Origin of the sequence: Aeromonas sp. QDB23 (genome assembly GCF_027707745.1) — a bacterium.
In the GTDB taxonomy this organism is placed as follows: domain Bacteria; phylum Pseudomonadota; class Gammaproteobacteria; order Enterobacterales; family Aeromonadaceae; genus Aeromonas; species Aeromonas allosaccharophila.
In genome coordinates this window covers 1-12,097 of record NZ_JAPCJA010000025.1, presented here as the reverse complement: position 1 = coordinate 12,097, position 12,097 = coordinate 1, and the positions used below count along the sequence as shown (strand labels likewise).

Below are 12,097 nucleotides of genomic sequence, written 5' to 3'. Positions count from 1 at the left end.
ATCGGCCCGACAGAAGGCTGGCCACAGACACCACATTCGGGCGACAGGGGTCTCCCGATGAGTGGTTGCAGACAGGACTCATGATTCATGCACTACGGTGCTTAGGGACTTTTTTGATGACACAACAACACCCCCTCCTTCGGCTGGTCAATAGCACCAGCCTGGTCAGCCAGATCCTGGTTGGTCTGGTATTCGGTATCTTGCTGGCACTGTTTGCGCCCGAGTGGGCGAAAACGGCAGGTCTGCTTGGCAGTCTGTTCGTTGGTGCACTGAAAGCGGTAGCTCCGCTGCTGGTATTCGTACTGGTGATGGCGGCCATCATTGGTCACAAGCAGGGTCAGAAGACCAATATTCGCCCGCTGCTGGCGCTCTACCTGTTTGGTACCTTCTCTGCGGCCGTGGTCGCGGTGATTGCCAGCTTCCTGTTCCCCTCCAACCTCCATCTGGTGGCCAATACTGCCGAGATCACCCCGCCCGGCGGGATCACCGAGGTACTGCAGACCCTGCTGTTCAACGTGGTGACCAACCCGGTCAAGGCGTTGATGGATGCCAACTATATCGGGATCCTTGCGTGGGCCATCGGTCTGGGTATCGCCATGCGCCATGCCAACGAGAGCACCAAGGCGCTGATCACTGACCTGTCTCACGGTGTATCCGCCATCGTGAAAGCGGTGATCCGCTGTGCTCCGCTCGGGATCCTGGGTCTGGTTGCCTCCACTCTGGCAGAGACCGGCTTCGATGCCCTGTTTGGCTATGCTCAACTGCTGGTGGTGCTGATCGGCTGCATGCTGTTTATCGCCTTTGTGGTCAACCCATTGATCGTCTTCTGGAAGATAAAGCGCAACCCCTATCCGCTGGTGCTGACCTGCCTCAAAGAGAGCGGCGTGACCGCCTTCTTTACCCGCAGCTCTGCCGCCAACATTCCGGTCAACATGGCGCTGTGTGAAAAACTGCGCCTGCCCAAAGATACCTACGCGGTCTCCATCCCGCTGGGTGCCACCATCAATATGGCGGGTGCAGCTATCACCATCACTGTGCTCGCCATGGCGGCGGTACATACCCTGGGGATGGAAGTGGACATGGCAACGGCCATTCTGCTCTCCGTAGTCGCCACCATCAGTGCCTGTGGCGCTTCCGGTGTGGCGGGCGGCTCCTTGCTGCTGATCCCGCTGGCCTGTAGCCTGTTTGGCATCAGCAATGACATCGCCATGCAGGTGGTAGCAGTCGGCTTTATCATCGGCGTGCTGCAGGATTCTGCCGAGACGGCGCTGAACAGCTCCACCGACGTACTGTTCACCGCCGCTGCTTGCATGGCCGAAGATGAAACCCTGCTGGAACCTTCCGCGCTGCCCAGCAGCGAGGCGTGAGCCGGTAGCTCGATTTTTCGATTCAGCCCCTCTCTGTGAGGGGCTTTTTATATCAGCGGGCCTAAATGTGTTGAGGAGAGGAGTGCGCAAGAAAACATTCATTTTGATGAAATGTTTGGTTACAAATAGCCGACAGACAGTGCGGGTGCTGCCCCGTTAAAATAGCTGCGGAATAATAAGGTTCAGGCTAAAAAACGAGATTAAATAATGAAAAAAACTACGCTTTCGTGGGCAATTATTGGTGCATTAGGTTTGGTTGGTTGCGGTGGTGGTGGCGGAGATAGTGGTGGTGGTGGTACCACGCCACCGGAGCCGCAACCGAGGGCGCTGCCGGTGGCTGGCGTCTATCTCCCCGTCCTGATGGACGCTCAGGGGCAGTTAATCAACCGTCCGGTCAACAACAGTTATCGTGCGGTCGGCCTTGTCTATCCGGCGTCCACAGAGGGCACGGGTTGGGCGATGAACATTGCTGAGAAAAGAAGTGCCACAGTCAGCACTTATACCTTCCCTCAAGGCTTCTCTTCTCTGAATAAAGGTGAGGGTTACCCACTGACGTTGTCGTTGCTGGTGAACAAAAGCCAACCCAGTACCTTCGACTCGGCTGAGCAAAAGTCCAATACCAATGTCGATGGGTTGGTCAAGGTGGCGTCTGTGCCAGATACGGCGGGAAGCAGCCAGTCACTCTGGGTACTCGATTATCGACCCGTCAAAGCCAAAATCGATTCTGCACTCACTATTCAGAATTGGGGCGGCCAAGTGGCATTGCAGCCGATGGTCACTGCGCCTATCAACGCGGACTCCTGGTACAACCTTGGGGAGAGTGCACTGTTTCAAGATTTCAAAACCGAGCGCAGCAACAATGGTTTGGGGATCAAGCTGACCATCCTGTTTAAAGAAGGGTGTTCTGTAAGCGGTGAGACAGAGGCCAACACTCAAGGTTTGAACAAGCTGACGTTGACTGGTTGGAACAATCGGTCATGCAGTTTCAATACCTTGACAGGGCCTGCTGATATCAAAGAGGGAAAAATTTATGAGGGGCTCTGGGAAAAAAGGATGCGCGAATTTGCCGATCGCAACGCCAGTGTCACTGCATATCTGACCATGAAACCGGGTAGCAATGGTCAGAAAGACACCCTGGTGCTCGGTATTCCGGAAATCACCGGTATCACACCGTTCCTGTTGGAAGCGCAACCACTCTAATCAGCCAGAGATAGTGCGTGTTTATCAAGAGATGCCAGTCGCTTACCCGACTGGCATTTTTGTTGGTCGAGGTTCGGTGCGAAGCCCTGAAACATCATGATGTGGTTGCCGGATAAGGGTTGTTTCCTTGGTTGTTGTGTGAGTTCAGGTGCTGTGGCTGCAATAACTGCGTGATGAGTGGCAAGACTATTCAGGACGGGACAACGCAATAAAAAAAGCCAGCCGAGTGTTCGGCTGGCTTTTTGCTATCAGCGGCAGGTAGGGGATTAACCGACCAGCTGATAGAGGATGGCGGAGATGGCGATCATGCCCATGGTTGCAACGAAGACGTTGCTGATATGGCCCTGATATTTCGCCATAGCCGGTACGCGCTTGATGGCGTACATCGGCATGATGAACAGGATGGTAGCGATGATCGGGCCGCCCAAGGATTCAATCATGCCCAGGATGGAAGGGTTGGCAATAGCAGTGCCCCACAGGGTCAGGATGAAGAAGGCGATGATGAACATCTCGACTTTCTTGGCATTCGGCTCTTTGCCAGAGTTGCGCATGTTCTGCACGATCATCCCTTTCAGACCTTCACGGGCACCCAGATAGTGACCGAAGAAGGAGGAGACGATGGCCACGAACGCAACCAGCGGACCGAAGTAGGAGATGATGGGGCTGGCATGCTGGTTGGCCAGATAGGATAGCACGGCGATGTTCTGGGCCTTGGCTTCTGCCAGCTGGGCCGGTGTCAGGCTCATGACGCAGGAGAAGACGAAGAACATCACGAAGCCCAGCAGCACCATGGCGGTACGCTTGAGGATGGCATCGGCTTTCTGGACGGCGTGATCACCGTGATCGCGGCGCTGTGCCAGCGAGAAGCTGGAGATGGCCGGGCTGTGGTTGAAGGAGAAGACCAGTACCGGGATGGTCAGCCACAGTGTGGTGGCGAAATCCTTGGCGGAGGGTACTTGCTCCAGCGCGGCGCCGGTCCAGTCCGGAATGAGGTACAAAGAGATACCGGCCAGAATGACGATCAGCGGGTAAACCAGCAGCTCGGTGACTTTCAGCATCAGCTTCTCACCGGCCAGCATCACCGACATCATGCCCATGATCAGCACAATGGAGAGGATCCAGCGCGGCGGGGCACTCATCTGCAGCTGATTGACCATGAAGCTTTCAACGGTGTTGGTGATACCCACGCCGTAGATCAGCACGATGGGGTAGATGGCGAAGAAGTAGAGCAGGGTGATTAATTTACCGGCCCCCACGCCAAAGTGCTCTTCCACCACTTCGGTGATGTCTGCATTGGGCTTTTTGGAGGAAAGCACGAAGCGGGCCAGACCACGGTGGGCCAGATAGGTCATGGGACCCACCAGCAGCGCCATGACGACCAGCGGCCAGAAACCGCCCATACCCGCGTTGATCGGCAGGAACAGGATACCCGCGCCAACCGCGGTCCCGAACAGGCTGATGACCCAGGTAGAGTCGCGTTTTTCCCAACGAGTGGTTTGAGTAGAGCGGATCCCTTGCTCCGTTGACGCCGCAACTCCCTGCGTGCCAGTGACTGTGTTTGACATCTATCTCACCCCGAATGTGTGGTTCTTATTAAGTCGGCGCAAGGATACGGTTTTTTTAATCAAAAATGTTGATCAAATTCATCTTTACGGCACAGAAAACCGCACTTTCTTATGGAAATGTGATCAAAACAAGAAAAGTTCAATTTTTGTTTATCATCTGGCACGTTAGTTTAGTGTTAACGGACAAATTTTGCGCATGGAAATGTAAGCGAGATGTTATCTCGCGAGGTGTCGGGCTAGCTGGTTGATCATGCTGGCGGTGGCTCCCCAGATAAAGTGCTGTTGCCAGGGGATCCAGTAGATGGTGTGCTGTTTTCCGCCTCTGGCAAGGGTCAGGGGGATGTGGTTGCGCCGATCCAGCAGATGGGTCAGCGGCACTTCGAAGGCATGATCCACCTCGTCCGGACTCAGAATAAGGGGATAGTCGCCATCGAGCAGCCCCAGCACCGGCAGCACCTCGAATCGTGACACCGTATTGAGCGGGTTGAGGGTGCCGATCACCTCGATCAGCTGCGCCGGAATGCCGAGCTCCTCTTCGGTCTCCCGCAGCGCCGTGGCGATCAGGCTCTCGTCGCCGGGCTCCTGTCGCCCACCGGGGAAGCTTATCTGCCCCCCATGATGACGCAGCCGGGGGCTGCGTCGGGTCAATAACACGCTGAGCCCCTCGTCGCGCATCACCACCGGGATCAACACCGCCGCCGGGCTGAGCCCGCCAATGGCTAGGCGGTGGGCCGGGGCGGGTTGCTGCAACTGGAAGCGGGTCAGCAGTTCGTGGCGATCCATGGGAGGCAGCTCCATCTTTGATGCGGTTGCTGGTCGGGGTTACAGCGCCGAGAGGGGCGGCAGGATGCGGGCGACCTTGTCATAAGTCTCCTGATATTCGCTGTCGGCATCGGAGTCGGCAATGATACCGCCACCCGCCCAACAGTGCAGACGACCCGCTTCGGCGATCAGGGTACGAATGCAGATGCTGGTATCCATCCGGCCATGCTGGCTGAGATAGCCGATGCTGCCGCAATAGGCATTGCGGCGCTGGGGCTCCAGCTCCTCGATGATCTCCATGGCGCGGATCTTGGGGGCGCCGGTGATGGAACCGCCCGGGAAACAGGCGCGCAGCAGATCGACCCCTTGCCAGCGTGCATCGAGCTCACCGTGGATGGTAGAGACCAGATGATGCACCGCTGGAAACGACTCCACGCTAAAGAGATGAGGCACGCTGACCGAGCCAGGCCGGCTGACCCGCCCGATGTCGTTGCGCAGCAGATCCACGATCATCAGATTCTCTGATCTGTCCTTGTCGGCCTGTGCCAGCTCCAGCGCGACTTGCCGATCGGTAGCCGGATCAGGGTGGCGAGGGCGAGTGCCCTTGATGGGCTTGGTTTCGATATGGCGGCCATCGAGCAGCAGGAACCGCTCGGGGGAGAGGCTCAGCAGCGCGCTGTCCGGCAAGCGGATAAAGGCCGAGAAGGGGGCCTTGTTGGCGCTGGCTAGCAGGCAGTAGGCCTGCCACTCATCCCCCTGATAGGGGGCGCTGAAACGCTGGGTCAGGTTGATCTGGTAGCAATCCCCCGCGGCGAGGTATTCCTGAATGCGGGCAAACTTCTCGCCATATTCCGCGCGGCTCATATTGCTCTGCCACGATCCCTGCAAGGAAAAAGCGGGGAGCGGGGCGGCCTGTTGTTGTTCAAGCCAGGCCAGCCGCTTGGCAAGGCCCGCTTCATCTCCCCAGTGCACCAGCTGCCAGTCGCCGCTCGCCACATTGCGCAGCAGCGCCCAGTCGTAGATACCCACCGCCATGTCGGGCACTGCGATATCGGCGGCAGCCTGCACCGGCAGTCGCTCGAAGCGGCGGCCCAGATCATAGCCAAACAGACCGAGGGCGCCGCCAATAAAGGGAAGGCGAGTGGCGCACAGATCCAGCTCCCCCAGCAGTTGTTGCTGGGTATGGGCCAGCAGGGCGAGGGGATCTTCATGGTGCTCGCTGGTCTCGTCATGCCGGGTGAGTGTGGTGACAAGACCACGGGTCTCTAAGGTCGCCAGCGGATCGGCGCTGATGATATCAACGCCGTTGTCGGCGCCGAGTGGCCCTGCCGATTCCAGCAACATAGCCCATGGCTGATGTTGCAGGCGGGCAAAAAGCTGATGGAGTTCAGCGCGATGGTCTAGATGATGGATATGAAGTGTTGGCGTCATTTTATGTTACACAGGCAACAGTTTAGTTCCCGAACCCTAGTCGGTGCTGGTGGGCAAGCGTATCATAGGTGCCGGTGACTTAAGAAAAAACTGCCGTGTCGTACGTTTTTTGCTGGTTGATAGTTTTTAGCCAGCACGTCAGCATGGCCCATCATATGGAAGCCCTTGCTCTGCCTTTTGGCAGGGATAAGGACCAGTGAGGATGATATGAGCATTATAAAAAAACAGGATTTCATCGATTCTATCGCAGATGCCCTCCAGTACATCTCCTATTACCACCCGTTGGATTTTGTCCAGGCAGCCAAAGCGGCCTATGACCGCGAGGCCAACCCGGCCGCCAAAGATGCGCTGGCCCAGATCCTTATAAACTCCCGCATGTCCGCCGAAGGCCATCGTCCGCTCTGCCAGGACACCGGCATCGTGACCTGTTTCGTCAAGATCGGCATGCAAGTCCAGTGGGACAGCGACATGACGGTGCAGGAGATGGTGGATGAAGGTACTCGCCGTGCCTACACCAATCCTGACAACCCGCTGCGCGCCTCCGTGCTGGCCGATCCGGCCGGCAGTCGCAAGAATACCAAAGACAACGCCCCTGCCGTGGTGCATATCGACATGATCCCCGGCAACAAGGTGGAAGTGAGCATCGCGGCCAAAGGCGGTGGCTCCGAGAACAAATCCAAGATGGTGATGCTCAACCCCTCAGATGATGTGGTCGAGTGGGTGCTGAAAACCGTGCCGACCATGGGCGCAGGCTGGTGCCCGCCCGGTATGCTGGGCATCGGTATCGGCGGTACCGCCGAGAAAGCAGCGGTGCTGGCCAAAGAGGCGCTGATGGAGCACATCGACATTCAGGAGCTGATCGCCCGTGGTCCCGAGACCACCGAAGAGAAGCTGCGGGTCGAGCTCTACGACAAGGTCAACAAGCTGGGGATCGGTGCTCAGGGTTTGGGCGGCCTGACTACCGTGCTGGATGTGAAGGTTAAATCCGCGCCGACTCACGCCGCCTCCAAGCCGGTGGTGATGATCCCCAACTGCGCCGCCACCCGTCACGTTCACTTCGAACTGGATGGCTCAGGCCCCGCCGAGCTGACCCCGCCGAAACTGAGCGACTGGCCGGAGATCACCCGTGAAGCGGGTGGCAACGTGCGCCGCGTCAACGTCGATGGCATCACCAAGGCCGAGCTCGCCAGTTGGAAGAGCGGCGATACCGTGCTGCTGTCGGGTAAGATCCTGACCGGTCGCGATGCCGCCCACAAGCGTATCGCCGACATGCTGAAAAATGGTGAAGGGCTGCCGGAAGGGGTCGATTTCACCAACCGCTTCATCTACTACGTAGGTCCGGTCGATGCGGTACGTGACGAAGTGGTTGGCCCGGCGGGCCCCACCACCTCCACCCGGATGGACAAGTTCACCGATATGATGCTGGGTGACACCGGCCTTATCGGCATGATCGGCAAATCCGAGCGTGGCCCGAAAACCGTCGAAAGCATCAAGCAGCACAAGGCCGTCTATCTGATGGCGGTGGGCGGCGCCGCCTATCTGGTGGCGAAAGCCATCAAGAAGGCGCGCGTGGTGGCCTTTGCCGATCTCGGCATGGAAGCGATCTACGAGTTTGAAGTGGAAGATATGCCGGTGACCGTTGCGGTCGACTCCGAAGGCAACAATATCCACGAAACCGGCCCGGCCTACTGGTCTGCGAAAATTGCAGAGCTGGACGGCAAACTCTCCTCCTGAGTGACCGTTCCCGCTGCCGGTTAACGGCAGTGGCCAGGTAAACAAGGCGCGTCCATCCGGATGCGCCTTTTTGCTTTGGCTGGCCTGCTATGGGCTCAGGTTGACCGTTTGTGGCAAGCAGATATAAAAAAGGATGGCGTGACGCCATCCTTTTTCGTTGTGTTTGTGCTCTGTCTGCAGCGCAATCGAGCTTGGATTAGGCTTTTTTCAGGTAGGCGGCAACCAGTACGATCTGCACGCCGTTGACCTTGCCTTCGATATGGAGCGGGTTGTTGGTCAGACGGATGCCCTTGACCAAGGTACCGCGCTTGGCGGTGAAACCGGCGCCCTTCACGTCCAGATCCTTGATCAGGGTGACGGAGTCGCCCTCTTGCAGCACGGCGCCGTTGGAGTCGACGGTCGGCGTGCTGTCGTCATCTTCGTCAGCCAGTCCGGCTTCGGCCCAGGCCTTGGCTTCGTCTTCCATGTACATCATGTCCAGCAGATCCTGAGCCCACACCTCACCCTTGCCGGAGAGAGCTTTGAGCTGGCGCCATGCCATTACCTGCACCGCAGGCACCTGGCTCCACATGCTGTCGCTCAGGCAACGCCAGTGGTTGACCACCAGGGTATCCGGTTGTTCCAGCTGACCACGGCAGGTATCACAGATAGCAACGCTGTGATCATCGTCGCTGGCGGGGGAGTGAGGCACCACTAAGGCGGTCAGCGCCTGCTCGGCGCTGCACAGTTCACACTTGGCGCCCGCGCGCGCTTGCAGAATGGCGTTGATGGTCATGTTGTTGGTCCCATAGCTAGTGTAAAGCGACCCGCGTTGGCGGGGCGCGTGAAAGAGGGGGCGGAATATAGCATAAAACCCCGTACTTTGTCAGGTCTGCCCTGGGTCACTGGTTGGCCGTGTTGTCGCGTGGCACTGATGACAAGGTATTGAGGGTGCAATTTGAAGCGGGATCGCTAGAATGAGCCTCTTTTTTGACTGCAAGGCAGGGGCATTCGTGCTGGCTCAACGTTTTCAACAACTGGATCGACTGCTCACCCGCTACCGGCGCTGGTGGCAATATCAGCCATATCATCATCTGACCATGGCCTTTGCCGATGAGGCGCCCGAACTGGCGGCGCAGCTCGATGGGCTGACTCTGACCCAGCTGGCGGAGCTCGATGCGGATATGGATGCCCTCAGCACGCTGCTTGCCCCCTGGATTGCCGAGGGGGCCCAGCTGCAGCAACTCAGCCAGCTTGCCCCTTTTACCCCGGAGCCCATCAACTGCAGCAAGGAGATGGCGCTGCATATGCCGGGGCGCAAGCAGGCCCAGATCGAGTCGTTTACCGCCTGCCTGCCTGCCCATCAGGGCCCCTATCTGGAGTGGTGTGCCGGCAAGGGCCACCTCGGGCGGCTGGTGTCGCTCCATCGACAGGCTCCGATCCTCAGTCTGGAGCTGCAAGGGCAGCTCTGTGACGAAGGTCGGCTGCTGGCCGAGCGGGATGGCGCCAATATGACCTTTACCTGCGCCGATGCCTTTGCCCCCGAGTCGGCGGCGCTGATTGCCCCCGAACACCACGCCATGGCACTTCATGCCTGCGGAGAGCTGCACACCCATCTGCTGGAGCGGGTGGCCGAGCGCAGTGCCAGCGGAGTGACTATCTCTCCCTGTTGCTACCACCTGATCCGCTCCAGCCACTATCGCCCGCTGTCGGCAGCGGCCAACGCCAGCGAGCTGGTGTTGAGCAAGGCGGATCTCAAGCTGCCGCTGCAGGAGACGGTCACCGGCGGCGCGCGGATCGCCCGCCTGCGGGAGCAGGAAGTGGTGTGGCGGCTCGGGTTTGACTGTCTGCAGCGGCAGGTGCGCGGGGTTGATGAGTATCTGCCGGTGCCCAATATGCAAAAGAGCCTGCTGACCGGCACGTTCGAGGCATTCTGCGGCTGGGCTGCCGAGCGCAAAGGGATAGCGCTGTCAGCCGGACTCGACTATCCCGCCTTTTTGGCACACGGGGAGCGCCGCTTTGGCGATGTCGCCCGGATGGAGTTGGTGCGCCACCTGTTTCGCCGTCCTCTCGAGATCTGGCTGGCGCTGGATCGCGCGCTCTTTTTGCAAGAGCAGGGCTATCGGGTCGAAGTGGGGGAGTTCTGTGCCAAACCCATGACCCCGCGCAATATCCTGATCCGTGCCGTGCGCGCCTGACGTCCGGCTCTCTCGAGCATTCTTCTTGAACATTGATGATGGCTGACAGGCTGAGCGTGTCAGTCATTTTTTTCATCACGAACAATGAATGGATGGCAGGTCACCTGGCCGTCTCATCCTTCCAAAAAGTCGCGACAGATCACGCTTTAAGGTTTTCGTTTGGGTTCTTTTTATTTGTTTCAGCTGCCCTGAATATCACAAGGTGAAATGGCTCACAAATTCCGCCTATTTCTTAATTCTCATCGTGAATTTAGTGGTTAAAACACCTAATCTTGGAGCGCGTTATTCTCAAACAAGGACGGTAAACATGTTCAAACCCAAGCGTTGCGCCTGGCTGATCGCCGCTGCCTGCGCATTGCCAAGCTATGCCGCAATGAGTGCAGCCATGAATATTCAACCCGATCCGCAAAATGCGGGGGGATATGTCATTGCGGCACCGGATCTGGCCGCCATGGAAAAAGCCAAGACGGCCAATCCCATGTATGCAATATGGGCCAAGGCATTGGCCACTCGGTCTAATAAAATAGTCGATGCCATTGAACCGGGTCTGGCAAGCAATCCTGACAACGTAAAACGGGTTGAACGGGTATTTCCCCAATCTGAATGGGAATATTTAACCCAGATGGCGGCGCCGGAATATACCTATGTCCGCTTCTTGCGGGCTATCGGCAAATTCCCTGCGTTCTGTGGCGAATATACCGACGGGCGTGATGCCGATGCCATCTGTAAAAAATCCATCGTGACGGCCTTTGCCCACTTCTCTCAGGAGACTGGCGGCCATATCGCCAAGGAGAACGTCTCCGACAACCCGCTGGGGTTGGAAGAGTGGCAACAGGCGCTGGTGCATGTGCGGGAGATGGGCTGGTCAGAGGGGCAGACCGGTTACACCACCGGCTGCGGTCAGAACGATTGGCAGAACAAGAAGTGGCCCTGCAGCACTGGTCAGGGGTATTTCGGCCGTGGCGCCAAGCAGCTCTCCTACCACTTCAACTACGGCGCCTTCTCCGAGGCGATGTTTGACGGCGATGCCTCGGTGCTGCTCAACAACCCGGGACTGGTAGCTGACTCCTGGCTCAACCTCGCTTCGGCCATCTGGTTCTTCCTCACCCCGCAGGCCCCGAAACCGGCCATGCTGCACGTGATTGATCGCACCTGGGTACCTTCCAAACGGGAGGCCGATGCCGGTATCGGCTATGGCTTTGGCACCACCATCAACGTCATCAACGGCGGTATCGAGTGCGGTGAACAGAACAAGGACAAGGGGCAGCCGGTCAATCGCATCCGCTACTGGGAAGGGCTGGCCAACCACTACCAGATCCCGATCAAGGCGGATGAGAAGAATACCTGCTGGCAGCAGACTCCTTATGGCAGCCTCAATCTCAACGGCGCCACCGACGTGCTCTACACCAACTGGGATGGCAACTGGAAATACTATCCGGATCGCCCGGGTGGATACTCCTTTGAGTGCGAGCTGGTGGGCTTCCAGACCGCATATTCCGCGTTGGTACCGGGTGATTACGAGAAGTGTGTGACCAACTTCTATGGCTCCCACGCCAACTGGCCGAAAGTGCGGATCGTCGCCAAGCTCGATCCCGCCCCGGTCGATCCGGTTGACCCGCCCGTTGATGGTCAGCCTGCCTGGGAGGCCAGAAAGGTCTATACCGCTGGCAACAAAGTGAGTTACAAGGGGGCCGTCTATCAGGCCAAATGGTGGACGCAGGGGGATGATCCCGCCAAAGGTGGCCCCTGGGCGTTGGTGACAACCAAATAAAGAGATAGTCCATCCTGATTACCCATGATTAGCAGCCACCACGAACTATACTGATCTTACGTACAGTTATCGAGGTGCGAGATCATGGCC

The 12,097-nt window shown here is 58.0% G+C and carries 9 protein-coding genes; 5 read left to right on the top strand and 4 right to left on the bottom strand.

Annotated features, from left to right (window positions below; genetic code table 11):
* The first annotated feature begins 116 nt into the window (after nt 1–116).
* Both sstT and PG888_RS12200 read left to right on the top strand, forming a co-directional pair.
* On the top strand, nt 117–1,367 hold the full coding sequence (sstT, locus tag PG888_RS12205) for a serine/threonine transporter SstT (RefSeq protein ID WP_005351744.1): 1,251 nt from the start codon (nt 117–119) through the stop codon (nt 1,365–1,367).
* A gap of 207 nt (nt 1,368–1,574) precedes the next feature.
* Nucleotides 1,575–2,567: a hypothetical protein gene (locus tag PG888_RS12200; RefSeq protein WP_182937513.1), complete on the top strand. Its 993-nt coding sequence runs from the start codon at nt 1,575–1,577 to the stop codon at nt 2,565–2,567.
* Between the two features lie 266 nt (nt 2,568–2,833).
* On the opposite strand, the gene PG888_RS12195 is transcribed toward PG888_RS12200, so the two are convergent.
* From PG888_RS12195 to pabB, 3 genes are all read right to left on the bottom strand, one after another.
* Nucleotides 2,834–4,132 (bottom strand): serine/threonine transporter, encoded by a 1,299-nt coding sequence (locus PG888_RS12195; RefSeq protein ID WP_270693457.1) that lies wholly within the window; start codon nt 4,130–4,132, stop codon nt 2,834–2,836.
* A gap of 216 nt (nt 4,133–4,348) precedes the next feature.
* Nucleotides 4,349–4,915 carry a CoA pyrophosphatase gene (locus tag PG888_RS12190; protein ID WP_270693458.1) on the bottom strand — a complete coding sequence of 189 codons (567 nt, stop codon included), beginning with the start codon at nt 4,913–4,915 and terminating at the stop codon, nt 4,349–4,351.
* Between the two features lie 39 nt (nt 4,916–4,954).
* Nucleotides 4,955–6,238 (bottom strand): aminodeoxychorismate synthase component I, encoded by a 1,284-nt coding sequence (gene pabB / locus PG888_RS12185; protein ID WP_270693459.1) that lies wholly within the window; start codon nt 6,236–6,238, stop codon nt 4,955–4,957.
* A 294-nt stretch (nt 6,239–6,532) separates the two neighbouring features.
* On the opposite strand from pabB, the gene PG888_RS12180 reads away from it, so the two are divergent.
* Nucleotides 6,533–8,059, top strand: coding sequence for a fumarate hydratase (locus PG888_RS12180; protein ID WP_163128360.1), 1,527 nt, complete (start codon nt 6,533–6,535; stop codon nt 8,057–8,059).
* 196 nt (nt 8,060–8,255) lie between these two features.
* Here the strand turns inward: PG888_RS12180 and PG888_RS12175 are convergent, their stop codons facing one another.
* Nucleotides 8,256–8,834: a PhnA domain-containing protein gene (locus PG888_RS12175; RefSeq protein WP_270693462.1), complete on the bottom strand. Its 579-nt coding sequence runs from the start codon at nt 8,832–8,834 to the stop codon at nt 8,256–8,258.
* 181 nt (nt 8,835–9,015) lie between these two features.
* On the opposite strand from PG888_RS12175, the gene PG888_RS12170 reads away from it, so the two are divergent.
* Together PG888_RS12170 and PG888_RS12165 are read left to right on the top strand one after the other, a co-directional pair.
* Nucleotides 9,016–10,236, top strand: coding sequence for a methyltransferase (locus PG888_RS12170; RefSeq protein WP_270693463.1), 1,221 nt, complete (start codon nt 9,016–9,018; stop codon nt 10,234–10,236).
* 307 nt (nt 10,237–10,543) lie between these two features.
* The gene (locus PG888_RS12165; RefSeq protein ID WP_270693465.1) at nt 10,544–12,007 is read left to right on the top strand and encodes a chitinase; all 1,464 of its coding nucleotides are present in this window, start codon (nt 10,544–10,546) and stop codon (nt 12,005–12,007) included.
* The last annotated feature ends 90 nt before the right edge of the window (nt 12,008–12,097 follow it).